This is a genomic window from Bosea vaviloviae (genome assembly GCF_001741865.1).
GTDB classification, from domain to species: Bacteria; Pseudomonadota; Alphaproteobacteria; order Rhizobiales; family Beijerinckiaceae; genus Allobosea; species Allobosea vaviloviae.
This window is the reverse complement of record NZ_CP017147.1, coordinates 3,858,676-3,874,863: the sequence shown is the minus strand read 5'-3', so window position 1 is coordinate 3,874,863 and position 16,188 is coordinate 3,858,676. Positions and strand designations below refer to the sequence as shown.

Below are 16,188 nucleotides of genomic sequence, written 5' to 3'. Positions count from 1 at the left end.
AAACGCCTCCCGCTGGTCGCCGCTGCGAAGCTTCGGGCCGGCATCACGCTCCAAGGCCGTCACGAGAACCCGTCCCGTCTCTCCAGGATAAGAGCCGCACCATGGCGCCATTGCCCCTCTTCTATACAAGCATCGTCGTACTCGATCGCAATATCCACCGCGATGCGCGGATCGCTCCGGCAGAGCGCGGTTACGCCTTCGCGGCCGGCAGCCATGTCGTGCCGGCTCTGATGGCGGAATTCGTGCTCGGCTGCCGCGACATGCCGATCCTGTTCCTGGAAGAAGCCGGCAGCGTCTCGCCCTTGTTCATGGTCGGGATGCGCAGCGGCGAGAACGATTTCGTCGAAGCGAGCGGACGCTGGAACGGTGCGCACGCGCCGGCCTATCTGCGCCGCTATCCGTTCATCGGCGGCGAGGTTTCGCAGGAGCAGCAGGTGATCTGCCTTGATGGCGGCTATACCGGCCTGCAGGACCAGGCCGGCGAGCGCCTTTTCAACGAAGCCGGCGAGCCAAGCGAGATGCTGCAGCGCGCCGTCACCTTCGTCGGCGAATATGCCGATGCGGCCAAGGCGACAGGCGTCTTCACCGCCGAACTGAAAGCCCTCGACCTGTTCCAGACGGTCAATATCGATATCCGCTCACCCACGGGTGTGAGTTCGAGCTTCAGCGGCTTCCTCGCCGTCAGCGAAGAGCGCTTCAACGCCTTGCCCGACGACGTTCTGGCCGATCTGCGCCGCAAGGGCTATCTCGCGCCGATCTATGCCCATCTGATCAGCCTGGGGAATTTCGGCGCACTCGGCGATCGCGCAGGAGCCCGTGCCACAGCCGCGGCGGCCGCGGAAGCCGCCTGAAAGCCGCGCGCGTCAGGCCGGAGCCAGCGCGTCCTCGGCCAGGACGCAGCGCACCACGCGCCCCTCGCCCAGCGTCACGACCGGCGGCAGGGTAGCGTGGCAGCGCTCCTGGACATGCTTGCAGCGCGGCGCGAAGGAGCAGGAGGATGGCGGCTCGTTCAGCGCCGGCGGCGCGCCGGGGATCGCCTCCAGCCGCTCGCCCTTCCGGGCGCCGTGCAAATTCGCCGCGAGAAGACCCTTGGTATAGGGGTGCTGCGGATCGCGGATCAGTTCGCGCACCGTGCCGGTCTCGACGATCTGACCGGCATACATCACCGCGAGCCGATCCGAGACCTCGACCGCGACGCCGATATCGTGGGTGACGAAGAGCATGCCCATGTTGAGGTCGCGCTGGAGCTGGCGCAACAGCAGCAGGATCTGGATCTGCACGGTGGCGTCGAGCGCCGTCGTCGGCTCGTCGGCCAGCAGCAGCTTGGGACGGGCGGCGAGCGCGAGCGCGATCATGGCGCGCTGGCGCATGCCGCCGGACATCTCGTGCGGATAGGCCTTGAGCCGTCGCGCCGGCGAGGGAATGCGGACGAGCTCGAGCAATTCGAGCGCGCGCGCCATCGCCGCCTTCTTGCCGATCTTCTCATGCCGGACGATCGCCTCGGCGATCTGTTCGCCGACCGTATAGACCGGATCGAGCGCCAGCGCCGGGTCCTGGAAGATCATCGAGGTGACGGCGCCGCGATAATCCGACAGATCCTGCGGGTTCAGCGCCAACACATCACGGCCATCGACCCGGACGGTGCCGCCGATATCGGTACGGCTCTCGGGCAGGAGCCGCAGCAGGGTCTTCAGCGTCACACTCTTGCCCGAACCCGACTCGCCTAGAATGCCAAGCACCTTGCCGTGCTCCAGCGTCAGCGAAACGCCGTTGACCGCGTGGACGGTCTGGGCGCCGCGAAAGCGCACCGTGACATTCTGCATTTCGACGAGAGGCTGGCTCATGCCGCCGCCTCCAGGCTGGGCGCGCGGCTGTGGCCTGAGCCCGCGACCTCCATGTGGCAGGCCGCCTGTCGCGCTCCCTCCCCAGTGCGCGCCAGAACTGGCTTGACCTTGGCGCAGACGGTCTGGGCTTGCGGGCAGCGCGGATGGAAGCGGCAGCCTTCGGGCGGATTGATCGGGTTGGGCGGATCGCCGGCAAGCGGCGCTTCCATCGTCCGGTTGTCCGGGTCCATCGAGGGCATCGCCGAGAGCAGCGCGCGGGTATAGGGGTGGCGCGGATCGTCATAGAGCTCGTCGACCGGGCCGATCTCGACCACCTCGCCGAGATACATCACCATGACGCGGTCGCTGATGAAGCGGACGACATTGAGGTCGTGCGAGATGAAGATGTAGGTCAGGCCGAACTCCTCGCGCAGATCGGCGAGCAGGTTCAGCACCTGCGCCTCGACCGATTTGTCGAGCGCCGAGACCGCCTCGTCGAGGATGACGAGGCGCGGGCCCAGTGCGAGCGCGCGCGCGATGTTGACGCGCTGGCGCTGCCCGCCGGACAGCTCATGAGGGTAGCGCGCGGCAAAGCGCGCGGGATCGAGCCCGACGCGAACCAGGAGATCGCGGGCGCGCAGGATTGCGGCTTGCTTCGAGACGCCATGCACCGTCGGCCCGAAGGCGATCGAATCCTCGATGGTCAGGCGCGGGTTGAGCGAGGCGTAGCTGTCCTGGAAGACCATCTGGGCCTGACGACGATATTCCTTCAGGCTGAGCGAGAGCCCGCCGACGATCTCGCCGTCGAACAGCATCTCGCCCTTGTCCTGGGCGATGAGCTGCATCACCACGCGCGCCGTCGTCGATTTGCCGCAGCCGGATTCGCCGACGACGCCGAGCGTCTCGCCCTTGAGCACAGCGAAATCGACGCCATCGACCGCGCGCACCACCGCACCGCGGCCGAGCGGGAAATGCTTGGTCAGGGTCCGCGCCTCGAGCAGCGGGGTTCCGGCGCCGCCGCGGTCGCGTTCGTCCAGGGTCGGGTTCTCAGCCATGATCAGCCCTTCACATCCATCGCCGAGCGCAAGCCGTCCGAGAGCAGGTTGAACGAGATCGAGGTGATGAAGATCGCCGCGCCCGGCAGGGCCGCGACCCAGGGCTGGACATAGATCGCGGTGCGCAGCGTGTTCAGCATCAGCCCCCATTCCGGCGTCGGCGGCTTGGTGCCGAGCCCCAGGAACGACAGGCCCGAGGCCAGGATCATCGAGACCGAGATCAGGCTGGTGGCATAGACGAAGATCGGCCCCAGCACATTGCCGAGCACATGCACGCGGATGATCGTGAAGGCCCCGGCTCCGCTGGCGCGCGCGGCCTCGACGTAATCCATGCCGCGCACCTGCGTCGTCACGCTCTCGGCGATGCGCGCGATCGGCGGGATGAAGACGATGGTCAGCGACAGCAGCGAATTGGTGATGCCGGCCCCCATCGCGCCCGAGAGCGCAATCGCCAGCAGCACAGAGGGAAAGGCGTAGAACACGTCGACCGTGCGCATGGTGATGGTGTTGAACTTGCCGCCGAAGAAGCCGGCCGCGACGCCGATCAGCGAGCCGAAGACAAAGGCGATGAAGACCGGCACCACGCCCATGAAGAGCGAGAGCCTGGCGCCGAAGATCAATCGCGAGAGCATGTCGCGGCCAAGCTCGTCGGCGCCGAGCGGATAGCCCGGCGTGCCGATCGGGCGCAGCCGCCGCAGCATCGAGGAGCGCGTCGGATCGGCGGGCGCGATATAGTCGGCGAAAACCGCCATCAGGATGATTAGCAGGACGACGATGCCGGCGCCGACCGCGACCTTGTCGGTCTTGAAGCGCCTGAAGACGCCGGCCCAATAGCCCGGCGATTTGGCCAGCGGGGCTACGGCGGGGGTAGCGGCCTCGGTGAGCGTGGTCATCTCAGCGCCTCCGCACGCGCGGATCGAGCAGCCCTTGCAGGATGTCGACGAGCAGATTCAGGCCCACGAAGAACATCGCGAGCACCAGGATCGTGCCCTGCAGCAGCGGCAGATCGCGCTGGAAGATCGCGTTGCCGAGCAGGAAGCCGGTGCCGGGCCAGGAGAACACGGTCTCGATCAGGATCGAGCCGCCGAGCAGATAGCCGAGCTGGAGCCCCATCACGGCGAGCGCAGTGGGGGCCGCATTCTTCACGACATGCTTGAACACGCCGAAATCCATCAGCCCCTTGGCGCGAAGGGCCGGGACGAATTCCTGGTTCAGGATGTCAGCGACGAGCGCGCGCACGGTGCGGGCGATGATGCCCATCGGGATCACCGACATCGTGATGGCGGGCAGGATCATGTAGCTGACATGCTCCCAATCCCAGATCCAGGCGGCCGAACCGCCCGGCCCCGCCCCACCCGGCGGCAGCCAGCCGAGCTGCACCGAGAACACGATCACCATCACCATGCCGAGCCAGTAATGCGGCACGGAGACGCCGAGCACCGCCAGCATCGAAGCGAATTTGTCGAGGAAGGAGCCGCGGAAATAGCCCGCAACGAAGCCAAAGAACGAGCCGAGCAGGAAGCCGATCACCGTCGCCAGCACCGCGATCAGCAGCGTGTTGCCGACCGCGCGCCAGACCTCGGCCGCCACCGGCCTGCCCGTGGCGATCGAGGTGCCGAGATCGCCCTGCAGCGCCTTCAGCAACCAGAGGCCGAACTGGATCGGCAGCGGCCGGTCGAAACCGTAGATCTTGCGCAACTCGTCCTGCATCGCCTGCGAGGCGTCCGGCGGCAGCACCGCAGTCAGCGGATCGCCGGGCGCGATATGAACCAGCAGGAAGCAGAACACGCTGACGCCGAACGCGACCGGAAGCACATAGAGGATACGCTTGGCGAGATAGCTCAGCATGGGGTTGCCACAGCCCAACCTGATAGCAATCCGACTCCGCGGCCGTCATGCTCGCCCTTGTGGCGAGCATCCACGTCTTGAACGCGATCCTCGACCAGCGAAGACGTGGATGGTCGGGACAAGCCCGACCATGACGGATGACCGACATATGTCGGTCTCCGTCGAAACTTGCCCGACCATGACGGCTTCTGTCGTGCTGTCTCCGCGGCGATGCGAGCCATTCTCCGCCTCACTTCGCCATCGAGATCGGCGAGAAGTCCTGGAACCAGTTCTGGGCCTGAATGAAGCCCTTCACCTTGGGGCTCAGGGCGCGCGGGTTGACGTCATGCGTCACCATCAGGAACAGCGCTTCATCGACATATTTCTCATGGATCTTCTGCAGCACCTTGGTTTGCTCGGCCGGGTCGAAGGTGTTGCGGACCTGCTCGAAGAGCTTGTCCATCGCGGGGTCGCAGTAATAGCCCCAATTGGTGCCCGCCGGCGGCTGCAGATTGCACTGCAGATGCCGAATCAGGCCGGTGAATGGATCCTGGATGAAATATGTGTAGTTCATGCCCGTCGCCTGGCGCGAGGATTCATGCTTGGCGCCGGCGCGCCAGATGTTGATCAGCGTGTTCCATTCGACGACTTCGAAATCGATCTTGATGCCGACCTCGGCGAGGTTCTGCTGGACGAACTCGTTCATCGGCAAGGGCTGCATCTGGCCGGAGCCAGAGGGCGCGATCAGGATCTTGGTCTGCACGGGCTTGGCAGGCGAATAGCCGGCCTCGGCGAGCAGCTTCTTGGCCGCCTCGGGATCGTATTTCAGCTTGAAGCTGGGATTGCCGAACCATTGATGGCCGGGCGGATAGAAGCCCTCGGCCGGGATCATCATGCCGCCGAGCAATTCCTTCAGCCCCTCGCGGTCGACCGCCAGATTGGCCGCCTTGCGGATGCGGATGTCGTTCCAGGGCGAGCCTTCGGCGCGGGAGAGATGCCAGGTCCAGTTATGCGGATAGGCATTGGTGACGATCTGGAAGCCGGCGCTCTTGAGCGAGGGCACGAGATCGGGCGACGGCGCCTCGATCCAGTCGACCTGCCCCGCCCTCAGGGCGGCGGCGCGGGCATTGGGCTCCGGCAGCGGCAGCAGCACGAGCTTGTCGAGCTTGGGCACACGCGCCTTGTCCCAATAGCCGGGGAACGGCGAAAGCTCGGCGCGCTCGCGCGGCTGGAAGGCGGTGAGCTGCCAGGGGCCGGTGCCCGAAGGCGTCTTGGCGAAGGCGTCCCAGCTCTTGCCGAGCTTCTCCCATTGCGCCGGCGAGGACATCATGATCCAGGCGATCTGATAGGGCAGCGTCGCATCGGGCGTCTTGGTGACGATCTCGACTTTGTATTTGTCGATCACCTTGTAGGTGCCGACAGCCGGGATGCGCGAACGGCCCTGCGCAGCCTGGCGCTGGTCGAATTGCGGAGCGTCGTTCTTCAGGAGCTTGTCGAGGTTCCAGACAACGGCGTCGGCGGTGAATTCCGAGCCGTCATGGAACTTCGCGCCCTCGCGCAGCACGAAGGTCCATTTGGTCTTGTCGGCGGCATCGACGGCCCAGCTCGTGGCGAGGCCGGGCACGAGATCGGAGGCCTTGTCGGCTTTGCTCAGGTCCCAGTTGATCAGCCCGTCATAGACCGTATAGCCCATGAAGCGCATGCCCTCGCCGCCCTGGTCGGTCTGGCCGGTGGTCAGCGGGATGTCGGAGGCCGTCATGCCGATCCGCAGCGTGCCCTGGGCGGAAGCCGATTGCGCCGCGAGCAGGAGCCCTGCGGCAAAAGACAAGGCGAGAGCGGAACGGATCATCGGCTAACTCCGAAATGGATGATTTCGAAGAAGCCTGAGCAAAGGCTGTGCCAGTGCGGCGCGGCAGAGCAACGCCATGCACCGCCGCGATCTTTACTGAGGCAACCGTCGTGCAAAGATTTGCCTAAAAGGCACGCAGTCGCTCTTGCCGCTAAAATAGGCAGAATCCGGATTTAATGGAAATCCCGCGATTTCGGCAGGATGCGGACATTGCGCGGATGGCGGCCGCGCGGAATTTGCGGGGGCAGAAGTTCGTCGGTCAGTGTTGCGGCGCTCTCAGTGCGATGCGTATCCGAGAGGCTCAGTAGGTCGGCGGTGCGGTCGATCACGCGCTGCGCCATCAGATGCGTCACGCCTTCCGGGCTCTTCTGCACCCGGCCCTCGACCAGCAGCAGCCGCGCGCCCATGACCTCGCGGCGAAAGCGCTCGAACAGCCGCGCCCAAAGCACGACATTGGTGATGCCGGTCTCATCCTCCAGCGTGATGAAGACGGCGTTGCCCTTGCCCGGGCGCTGGCGCACCAGCACGACGCCGGCGGTGCGCGCCCAGGCGGCGTCCGGCTTCGCCTCGGTCTGCGCGCAGCTCAGCACGCCCTCCCGCCTGAAGAGCGGCCGCAGCATGCCCATCGGATGGCCCTTCAGCGAGAGGCGCGCCGTCTGGTAGTCGGCGACGATGTGCTCGGGCAACGGCATGACGGGCAGCGCCATGGCGGGCTCTTCGCCCAGCTCATGCGCCTGCACTGCGGCGAACAGGGGAAGCGTCTCGTCATCGGGCAGGCGGCGCACGGCCCAGAGCGCCTCGCGTCGGTCGAGCCCGAGCGAGCGGAAGGCGTCGGCATCGGCGAGCAGGCGCATGGCGCGGGCCGGCAACCTGGCGCGGCGGGCGAGGTTTTCGACGTCGGCATAGCCTTCGCCGCGGGCCTTGGTGATGCGCAATCCCCATTCCTCCTGGAAGCCGTCGATCTGGCGGAAGCCGAGGCGGAGCGCGAAGGTGTAAGGGGCAGTCGGCAGTAGGCAGTCGGCAGTAGTTGGGAACGACATCGGGTTCGTTTCTTTCGACTGCCCACTGCCGACTGCCGATTGCCGCTCCAACCCGTTGTCCCAGCCACTGAAGTTCACGTCGATGGCGCGCGCCTCCACGCCGCCATTCTCCTGCGCCTCGCGGACGATCTGCGCCGGCGCGTAAAACCCCATCGGCTGCGAATTCAGCAGCGCGCAGGCGAAGATCGCGGGGTGGTGGCATTTCAGCCAGGAGGAAATGTAGACCAGCTTGGCGAAGGAGGCGGCGTGGCTCTCGGGAAAGCCGTAACTGCCGAAGCCCTTGATCTGGTCGAAGCAGCGCTGGGCGAAATCGCGCTCATAGCCGCGCGCGACCATGCGCCCGACCATCATCTCCTCGAACTGACCGATCGTGCCGAGATTGCGGAAGGTCGCCATGGCGCGGCGCAGGCGGTTGGCCTCGGGATCGCTGAATTTCGCCGCCACCATGGCGAGCTTCATCGCCTGCTCTTGAAAGAGCGGCACGCCGCAGGTCTTCTTGAGCACTTCGACGAGTTCGTCGGGCAGGCCATGCTCGGGCGACGGTGAAGGATAGACCACCTCTTCCAGCCCAGCCCGTCGCTTGAGATAGGGGTGGACCATGTTGCCCTGGATCGGGCCCGGCCGGACGATCGCGACCTGGATGACGAGATCGTAGAAGACGCGCGGCTTCAGACGCGGCAGCATATTCATCTGCGCCCGGCTCTCGACCTGGAAGACGCCGAGCGACTTGCCCTCGCAGAGCATGTCGTAGGTCGCTTCGTCGTCATTGGGGACATCGGCCAGCCCCAAATCCTTGCCCTCATGCTCGCGCAGCAGGTCGAAGGCTTTTCGGATGCAGGTCAGCATACCGAGCGCCAGCACATCGACCTTCATCAGGCGCAGCGCGTCGATGTCGTCCTTGTTCCATTCGATGAAGGTGCGGTCGTCCATCGCGGCATTGCCGATCGGCACCATCTCGTCGAGGCGGCCGCGCGCCAGCACGAAGCCGCCGACATGCTGCGAGAGATGGCGCGGGAAGCCGAGCAGCCTGAGCGCGAAGCCGACCGCGCGCAGGATCGTCGGGTTCGTCGGATCGAGCCCGGCCTGGCGGACATGATTGTCGCCGATCTCGGTGCCCCAGCTACCCCATTGCGTGTCGGCGAGCCGGGCGGTGACATCCTCGGTCAGGCCCAGCGCCTTGCCGACATCGCGGATGGCGCTGCGCGGCCGGTAACGGATCACGGTCGCGGCGATGCCGGCGCGGTGGCGGCCGTATTTCCCGTAGATCCACTGGATCACCTCCTCGCGCCGCTCATGCTCGAAATCGACATCGATATCGGGGGGCTCGCGGCGCTCCTCGGAGATAAAACGGGCGAAGAGCACGTCGTTCTCGGCCGGATCGACCGCCGTGATGCCGAGCACATAGCAGACGGCGGAATTGGCGGCCGAGCCCCTGCCCTGGCAGAGGATGCCCCGGCTGTCGGCGAATTCGACGATCTGGCGGATTGTCAGGAAATAGCGGGCATATTCGAGCTTCCCGATCAGGACGAGTTCCTGGTCGAGCAGCGCCTGCACCTTCGCGGGCACGCCATCGGGATAGCGCATCTGCGAGCGCTTGCGGACCAGCTCCGTAAGCCAGCCCTGCGCCGTCCAGCCCGGCTGCACCGGCTCGTCGGGATATTCATAGGTGAGCTCGCCCAGGTCGAACTCGATGCGGCCGAGCAGATGGCGCGTCTCCGCGATCGCATCGGGCGCATCGCGGAAAAGCCGCGCCATCTCCTGCCCGGCCTTGAGATGACGCTCGGCATTGGCCTCGAGCAAGCGGCCCGCCTGGTCGATAGCGACGCCCTCGCGGATGCAGGTCAGCAGGTCCTGCAGATCGCGCTGCTCGGGGGCATCGTAGAGCACGTCATTGGTGGCCAGCAGCGGCGTGCGGGTCGCAGCCGCAATCGACTTCAACCGGGCGAGACGGCGGCGATCGTCGCCCTTGCGATGCATGCTGGCCGCCAGCCAGACCGCGCCGGGCGCGGCCTCGTCCAGGCGGGCGAGCAGCGCGGGCAGAGCGTCATGGCGCTTGCCCGGAATGACGATGAGCAGCAGGTCGCGCGCATCCGAGAGCAGATCGTCGAGATGCAGGATGCAGTCGCCCTTCCGTGCCTTCAGATTGCCCTGGCTGAGCAGGCGGCAGAGCCTTCCCCAGCCGGCGCGATTGGCGGGGTAGACGACGATGTCGGGCGTGCCGTCGGCGAAGACGAGCCGGCTGCCGACCGCGAGCTTGAAGGCCCTGGCCATGCTCTGGAGCCGCGGTCCGGTGAAGGGCAGATCGGCGAAGGTCGGGTTCTCGACCCAGATAAATTCGCCCGGGCTGCCGCCTTCGCGGATCTTCTCGGGCTCCGGCAAACCATGCTCGCGCAGATAGGCAAGGGCACTGAAGGCGCGCACCACGCCCGCGACCGTGTTGCGGTCGGCGATGCCGATGCCGGCATGGCCGAGCAGCAGGGCGCTCAGCACCAGATTGGGACCGGGCGAGGCGCCGCGCAGGAAGGAAAAGTTCGTTGCAGCAACGAGTTCCGCGTAAGCGTTCAGAGGTTGATTCATGCCAAGTTTCTCACGCGAAAAGCCCGTGCAGGAACCAGCGCGGCATCTCGTTCTCGCGCTCATAGAGCCCGGCGCGGAAGAGCCAGAAGCGGCGCCCTTGCGCGTCCTCGACACGGTAATAGTCGCGCGCCGGCTCGGCTGGCCCGTCGCGCCACCATTCCGGCGCGATGCGCTCTGGCCCCTCGGCGCGGGCGATCTCGTGCAGCACGCGCCGCCAGCGGAAACGCAAGGGCGGCCCGTCCGGCACCTCGGCCAAGGTCTCGATCGGCTGCGGCGGCTCGAAGAGCTGGAGCGGACGCGTCGGCGGCTCGTTGGGTTCGGGCATGGGCCAGGCGATCGCTGACGCGGACGCGGCGACCGGAACCGCCCTCGCCTCACGACGCGGGTCATGCGTGTCCCGCGCGGCAAACCGCAGCACACGGTCGCGGCCGAAACGGGTGACCAGGCGGTCGAGGAGCTCGGCCACCGCCTCGTCCTCGACGGCGCGCCCGTCCAGGCTGGGCTGATGCGTGTTCAGCGGCTCGCAGGCCGGGATGGCGAGGCGGATCGCGTCGAAGCCGAAGCCCGGGTCAAGCGGGTCCGCCAGCGTGTCGATGCGTTCGCGGTAGAGCCTGAGGATCGCGTCGGCGTCGCGCGAGGGCCGGCCGGTCTCGATGCCCAACCGCCTGACCGCGCCGTCCGTACGGAAGAGGCTGACCTCGAAGGCGCGCCCACCCTCGCCACGCTGCTCCAACAGGCGGGTAGCCTCCGCGATCAATCGCGTCACCACCGCCTCCAGCCCCTGCATGTCCAGCAGGGGCTCGGCGAAATGCCGCTCGACCATGCAAGTGGGTGCCGGGCGCAGCGGCGTGATCCGGACATCCTCCCGGCCCAGCGTACGCCTGAGCCGGATCGCCAGATCCTCGCCGAAACGGGCGGACAGGACCATGGAGGGCCGCTCGGCCAGGTCACCCACCGATTTCAGCCCGGCCCGGGACAAGGCGATGACGGTCTCGGCGCCGATCTCCAATGCCGCGACCGGCAACGGGCGGATCATGGCCTCGTCTTCGCCTGGCGGCACGATGCCGCCCGCGCCGAAACGGGAGAGCGCATGCGCCGCCTCCGGCGTTCCGGCGATCGCGCTGCGCTGATGGAGCCCGCCTGCCCGCAACCGTTCGGCGATCATGGCCCGAAGCGCCGCCTCGCCGCCGAAGAGATGGGTGCAGCCGGTGATGTCGAGCAGCAGGCCATGAGGCGGGTCGAGTGCTACTAGCGGCGTGAAGCGGTCGCAGAAGGCGGCCAGCCGCTCGATCAGGCGCTGATCGGCCTGCGGCTCGGCCTCGATCACGATGAGGTCCGGAATCCGGGCGCGCGCATCGGCGAGCGTCAGCCCTCGCGTGAGCCCGAGCCTGACGGCGTTCTGGTCGCAATCGACCAGCCGGAGCGCGTTGCGCACCGTCTCGACCACGACCAGCGGCGATTCACCCCGCCCGCCGGAAGCCGGGACCCCGCGCTCCCTCCGCAGCCGGTCCGTCGGCAGGAAGGGGAACCAGAGGGCGAGATAGCGGCGCGGCATCCTGTGCTCTTCCCTGGCTGCCGGCTCTCTCATGGAAGGCGGGTCTCTCTTGGAAGGCGGCTCTCTCATGGAAAGATTGTCGGTCACGGTTCCACTCCACACGCCACTCACGCTCGCCCAGGCCGCCGCGATCGCGCAGCAGCCTGAGACTGAAAGCCGGATCGCCCGGCGCATTGGCCTCCAGGGCCCGCGACGGCAGGGCGCGCACCAACCAGCGGGTCCGGGCGGCGCTGGCATCCTGCCGGGCGCTCGCACGCAGCAGCACCGTCGTGACGCCGGCCCCCTCCGCCGCCAGCGCCAATCGTCGGCTCGCAGTCAGATCGAACAGGCGCGGCTCACCCCAGGGCTCGATCAGCACCGCCCCCAGCGCCGAACAGCGCGCGGCCTCCGCGCCGGCCCGCAGCACGTCCTGCGCATCGCGCGCCCGCACCAGAAGGATGCGCGCCGGGTCGAGACCGAGCTCGGCCAGCCCCGGCGGGTGCAAACGCCCGGTCTCGGCATCGAGAACATCCTGCCTGACCCAGAGGACCGGGCGCATCTGCGCCGCCCGGATCGTCAGCCCCACGGCAAAACCCGTCGCCGCAGCGAGGTCCGCCGTTCCCGGCGCGTAAACCTCATGCAGCGCCGCGCGCGCGATGCCTCCACCCAGCGGCTCATCAAGAGCAGGCGCTCCGAAGCTCACACGCCCGACCGCAGCCGGCGCGGTGCGCAGCGCCGCTTCGGCAAGGCTGCGCCGCAGATCGGCTAGGGCGAGAGGGGCGGGGTTCGGGTTCATCGGGATGCATGTTCTCTCTTTGTTCTTATATAGAACGTGCTCCGCGCGAAGGCGAGTCGCTTGAATCGGGGAACGCGTTGGAAGGCGCTCGTCCCGGCCATATTTTCACCGGGAGCCTGGCCTGAAGCCAATGATTTCAATGGCTCTGTCTTGATCACCTACGCGCTGTCATCCTGGGCGAAGCGAAGCTTCGGCCCGGGATCCATCGGAGGGCTCCGGAGCTCTCCGATGGATCCCGGAGCTGCGCGGCTGCGCCACTTGTCCAGGATGACGGCGCGGGGGATGGCAAGCGATCGGAAGCTACTGATATCACTTGGTTTATTTCAAGACAGGCTCTGAGGAGCCATTCCCAAGGGATAGCGTGGCTCCTCAGGATGAGGGCTCAGACCTCAAACCGCCGCTTAAGTCTTGCTGTCTGTCCTCTGAAACCCACCGTCATTGCTTGGGGGCAAGCGAGTTCGGGTTGAAGGCTCCACCGAAGGGCGAGGGATTGTTCGACGGCGGCGGCGCGGCGGGAGGCGCAGGCTGGGCCGGCGGCGCCAGCGAATTCGGATTGAACGCGCCGCCGAAGGGTGACGGGTTGTTGGAGGGCGACGGCATTGCCGGCTGCGCCGGGGCCTGCTGCTGGATGCGGTTGCGCTGCTCCTGCATCAGCCTTTCCTGCACTTGCTGCTTCTCCTGCAGGATCGCGGCGCGGCAGAAATCCGCGTCGACGCGGCTTGCCGACCAGGCGATGAAGCCCGTCACGCCGACGAGCAGAACGAGGATCGCGCCCGGATGCGTCAGCAGGCGCGAGAGCGGGTTGGCGTAGAGCCGGGACTGGCCGGCCTTGCCGCTGCGCAGAAGCTCCTGGCGACGGGTATGGGCCTCGCTGACCATAGCCCCGATCAGCGTCACCGCGATGATGATGACGGCGAGCGCCGAGAGCGAAGGGTCGGTGCCGAGCCTGACCTTCGAGGCCAGCGCCGTGGTGAAGGTGTTGCCCGACAGGATGGTGAAGACGGTGGTGTTGTAGTTCTCGAACGAGGCCAGGAAGGTGATGAAGGCGGCCGAGCCGAGCGCCGGCTTCATGAAGGGCAGCAGGATCTTGCGGAAGGCCTGGCCCGGCGTCGCGCCGAGATCGAGCGCGGCTTCGGTCAGCGTCGGATCGAAGCGCTGAAGCCGGGCGTTGAGGACCAGCATGGCATAGGAGGCGATGAAGGCGACCTGCCCGAGCAGCGTCAGGAAGAAGCCGTTGTAGAAGACCGTATCGTAGCTGGCGCCGACCCCGCGCCCGACAAAACTCCAGAAGACGATGGTCGAGATGCCGAGCACGACGCCGGGGATCAGGATCGGCGTGATCAGCACGGCATAGAGCCCGGCCCGCAGACGCGGGCCGATATCGGCGAGAGCAAGCGCGCCCGCCAGCCCGAACGGCACCGCGATCGCGACCACCGCGATGCCGATCGCGAGGCTGGTCCACAGCCCGCTCATCAATCGCTCATTGCGCACCAGCACACCGAACCAGTCGGTGGTGAAGCACTCCCACGGCACCACCCTGGGGAAGGCCGAGGAGTTGAAGGCCGTGATCACCATGATGATCAGCGGGCCGAACAGGAACAGGAAGAACAACAGCGCGTAGCTGAATGCGAAGAGGCCGCCGCCCATGCCACGCGTCGTCATCGCCCGATCGCTCCGATCGAGACCTTGAAGACGCGCATCATCAGGAAGACGAAGGCGAGGCAGACGCCGAGCAGGATGGTGGCGTAGGCGGAACCGCGCTGCCAGTCGCCGGCATCGTTGAACCATTGATAGATGATCTGGGTGAACCAGAGGTTCGACGGCCCGCCGAGGATCTGCGGGGCCGCCAGCGCGCCCGCCGTCAGCATGAAGACCATGGTCGCGCCGGATGCGATGCCGGGCTTGGCGACCGGCAGCACCACGCGCCAATGCACCCGCCACCAGCTTGCGCCCATGTCGCGCGCCGCCTCGATCTGGTTACGGTCGAGCGTCTCGACCGCGTTGTAGATCGAGAACACCATCAGCAAGGTGTAGGTGTAGGCAAGCCCGGCATAGAGCGCGACATCGGCCCGGATGAAGTCGATCGGGCTCGACCACAGGCCCAGCGCCTGGCCGATGCCGTTGATGACGCCTGTCGCTCCGAACAGGATGCGGAAGGCGAAGGCGCGCAGGATGTCGTTGATCCAGAAGGGCACGATCAGGCCGATGACCATCATCCGCGCCGCGACGCCGGTGGCGGAATGGGCGAGGATGAAGGCGATCGGGTAGCAGATGACGATGTCGAGCAGGGTGACGATGACGGCGGCGATCAAGGTCTTGACCAGCACGCCGATGTCGAGCGTGTTCAGCGCGCCATTGCCGAACAGGAAATAACTGTAGTTCTTCAAGGTGTAGACATCGGCCGGCCCGCCAATCTCGGGTCGCGGCAGGTTGTGGCGCAGCGAGACGTCGAACATCGCCAGCTGCGGCAGCACGATCAGGACCAGCACCCAGAACAGCACCGCGACGCCGATGAAGACCGCGACGCCCAGCCCGTGCCGGTCAGTGATGGTGCTCCAGAGTTGACGAAGCGCTGCCATGACCTCAGCCGCTCCGCGACGGATCGACGGGAAGAACCGTCGCATGCTCGGGGCGGAACCAGACGCTGGCCGCGCCGTCAGTTGCGAGCTCCGGCCCGGAGGTATCGGCATTCATGCGGTAAAGCCTGAGATCGAGCCCGTTGGCGCTGAGGTAGAGCGTGCGGATAGAACCCTCGAACTCCTCGTTGACGCGCTTGGCGGCGATCGCATTCGTCGCGGGGGTCGCATCGGCAAGGGCGAGCTGCTCGGGCCTGACGAACAAGGTGCAACGCTCGCCGGCCTGATAGTCGCGTCCGCCCGCCGACTGCCCGGTCAGCGGGCCGAGCGCAGTGTCGAGCGTCACCAATGCGCCCTGCTGGCTCATGACGGCGCCGGGAATCGCATTGGTCTCGCCGACGAATGACGCAACGAAAGGGGTTTTGGGCCGGTTGTAGATCGTCTGCGGATCGCCGACCTGCTCGACCACACCGGCATTCATCACCGCCACCTGGTCCGACATGGTCAGGGCCTCGCCCTGGTCATGAGTGATGTAGATGAAGGTCAGGCCGACGCGCTGCTGGATGGCGCGCAATTCGGTGCGCATATGCTGGCGCAGCTTGAGGTCGAGCGCCGAGAGCGGTTCGTCGAGCAACAGGATGTCGGGCTCGGCTGCAAGCGCGCGGGCGATCGCGACACGCTGGCGCTGGCCGCCCGAGAGCTCATGCACCTTCTTGTCGCCGGTGCCGGGCAGCGCGATCATCTCGAGCAATTCATCGGCGCGCTTGCGGCGGTCTTTCCGCCCGACGCCACGCACCTCGAGCGGAAAGGCGATGTTCTCGGCGACCGAGAGCAGGGGAAAAAGCGCGAGATTCTGGAAGATCAACGCGGTCGGCCGCTTGTTGGGGCCGACATTCCTCATATCCTTGCCGCCGATCAGCACGCGACCCTCGCTCGGCTGGACGAAGCCCGAGATGCAGCGCAGCAAGGTGGTCTTGCCGCAGCCCGACGGCCCGAGGAACGAGAAAAATTCGCCGCCCTTGATCGCGAGATGGGCGTTCTCGACGGCCCTGTAGTTTCCGAAGCGGATCGATACGTGTTCGAGGACGACGTCCCTGGTGTTCATGCTGGT

At 66.6% G+C, this 16,188-nt stretch carries 12 protein-coding genes; 1 reads left to right on the top strand and 11 read right to left on the bottom strand.

Features of this window, described 5'->3' with window-relative positions; all coding sequences use genetic code 11:
* The first annotated feature begins 101 nt into the window (after window positions 1-101).
* Window positions 102-851, top strand: coding sequence for a SapC family protein (locus BHK69_RS17825; protein ID WP_069691264.1), 750 nt, complete (start codon window positions 102-104; stop codon window positions 849-851).
* A gap of 12 nt (window positions 852-863) precedes the next feature.
* Here the strand turns inward: BHK69_RS17825 and BHK69_RS17820 are convergent, their stop codons facing one another.
* The 11 genes from BHK69_RS17820 to BHK69_RS17770 all read right to left on the bottom strand — a co-directional run bounded on the left by BHK69_RS17820 (window position 864) and on the right by BHK69_RS17770 (window position 16,182).
* Window positions 864-1,844, bottom strand: a complete 981-nt coding sequence (locus BHK69_RS17820; protein ID WP_069691263.1) for an ABC transporter ATP-binding protein — start codon at window positions 1,842-1,844, stop codon at window positions 864-866.
* Complete coding sequence (locus tag BHK69_RS17815) at window positions 1,841-2,878, bottom strand: ABC transporter ATP-binding protein (protein WP_069691262.1); 1,038 nt, start codon at window positions 2,876-2,878, stop codon at window positions 1,841-1,843. Before BHK69_RS17815 ends, BHK69_RS17820 begins: the two co-directional genes overlap by 4 nt.
* Before the next feature lie 2 nt (window positions 2,879-2,880).
* Window positions 2,881-3,771 (bottom strand): ABC transporter permease, encoded by an 891-nt coding sequence (locus tag BHK69_RS17810; protein WP_069691261.1) that lies wholly within the window; start codon window positions 3,769-3,771, stop codon window positions 2,881-2,883.
* Between the two features lies 1 nt (window position 3,772).
* Window positions 3,773-4,726: an ABC transporter permease gene (locus BHK69_RS17805; RefSeq protein WP_069691260.1), complete on the bottom strand. Its 954-nt coding sequence runs from the start codon at window positions 4,724-4,726 to the stop codon at window positions 3,773-3,775.
* A 229-nt stretch (window positions 4,727-4,955) separates the two neighbouring features.
* Window positions 4,956-6,554: an ABC transporter substrate-binding protein gene (locus tag BHK69_RS17800; RefSeq protein ID WP_069691259.1), complete on the bottom strand. Its 1,599-nt coding sequence runs from the start codon at window positions 6,552-6,554 to the stop codon at window positions 4,956-4,958.
* A 173-nt stretch (window positions 6,555-6,727) separates the two neighbouring features.
* Entirely contained in the window at window positions 6,728-10,171 is a 3,444-nt protein-coding gene (locus tag BHK69_RS17795) for an error-prone DNA polymerase (RefSeq protein WP_083269515.1), read from the bottom strand.
* A 10-nt stretch (window positions 10,172-10,181) separates the two neighbouring features.
* Complete coding sequence (locus BHK69_RS17790) at window positions 10,182-11,726, bottom strand: Y-family DNA polymerase (RefSeq protein ID WP_148663476.1); 1,545 nt, start codon at window positions 11,724-11,726, stop codon at window positions 10,182-10,184.
* A complete protein-coding gene (locus BHK69_RS32125; protein ID WP_199578931.1) occupies window positions 11,632-12,501 on the bottom strand; it encodes an ImuA family protein in 870 nt (289 codons plus the stop codon). Before BHK69_RS32125 ends, BHK69_RS17790 begins: the two co-directional genes overlap by 95 nt.
* Window positions 12,502-12,936: 435 nt before the next feature.
* A complete protein-coding gene (locus tag BHK69_RS17780) occupies window positions 12,937-14,163 on the bottom strand; it encodes an ABC transporter permease (protein WP_083269512.1) in 1,227 nt (408 codons plus the stop codon).
* Window positions 14,160-15,080, bottom strand: a complete 921-nt coding sequence (locus BHK69_RS17775) for an ABC transporter permease (RefSeq protein ID WP_069691258.1) — start codon at window positions 15,078-15,080, stop codon at window positions 14,160-14,162. Before BHK69_RS17775 ends, BHK69_RS17780 begins: the two co-directional genes overlap by 4 nt.
* Window positions 15,081-15,084: 4 nt before the next feature.
* A complete protein-coding gene (locus BHK69_RS17770) occupies window positions 15,085-16,182 on the bottom strand; it encodes an ABC transporter ATP-binding protein (protein WP_069691257.1) in 1,098 nt (365 codons plus the stop codon).
* Between the last annotated feature and the right edge of the window lie 6 nt (window positions 16,183-16,188).

Coding starts and splice junctions, on each gene's coding strand:
- BHK69_RS17825 (WP_069691264.1), top strand. CDS start 102: ATGGCGCCATTGCCCCTCTTCTATACAAGCATCGTCGTACTCGATCGC.
- BHK69_RS17820 (WP_069691263.1), bottom strand. CDS start 1,844: ATGAGCCAGCCTCTCGTCGAAATGCAGAATGTCACGGTGCGCTTTCGC.
- BHK69_RS17815 (WP_069691262.1), bottom strand. CDS start 2,878: ATGGCTGAGAACCCGACCCTGGACGAACGCGACCGCGGCGGCGCCGGA.
- BHK69_RS17810 (WP_069691261.1), bottom strand. CDS start 3,771: ATGACCACGCTCACCGAGGCCGCTACCCCCGCCGTAGCCCCGCTGGCC.
- BHK69_RS17805 (WP_069691260.1), bottom strand. CDS start 4,726: ATGCTGAGCTATCTCGCCAAGCGTATCCTCTATGTGCTTCCGGTCGCG.
- BHK69_RS17800 (WP_069691259.1), bottom strand. CDS start 6,554: ATGATCCGTTCCGCTCTCGCCTTGTCTTTTGCCGCAGGGCTCCTGCTC.
- BHK69_RS17795 (WP_083269515.1), bottom strand. CDS start 10,171: ATGAATCAACCTCTGAACGCTTACGCGGAACTCGTTGCTGCAACGAAC.
- BHK69_RS17790 (WP_148663476.1), bottom strand. CDS start 11,726: ATGCCGCGCCGCTATCTCGCCCTCTGGTTCCCCTTCCTGCCGACGGAC.
- BHK69_RS32125 (WP_199578931.1), bottom strand. CDS start 12,501: ATGAACCCGAACCCCGCCCCTCTCGCCCTAGCCGATCTGCGGCGCAGC.
- BHK69_RS17780 (WP_083269512.1), bottom strand. CDS start 14,163: ATGACGACGCGTGGCATGGGCGGCGGCCTCTTCGCATTCAGCTACGCG.
- BHK69_RS17775 (WP_069691258.1), bottom strand. CDS start 15,080: ATGGCAGCGCTTCGTCAACTCTGGAGCACCATCACTGACCGGCACGGG.
- BHK69_RS17770 (WP_069691257.1), bottom strand. CDS start 16,182: ATGAACACCAGGGACGTCGTCCTCGAACACGTATCGATCCGCTTCGGA.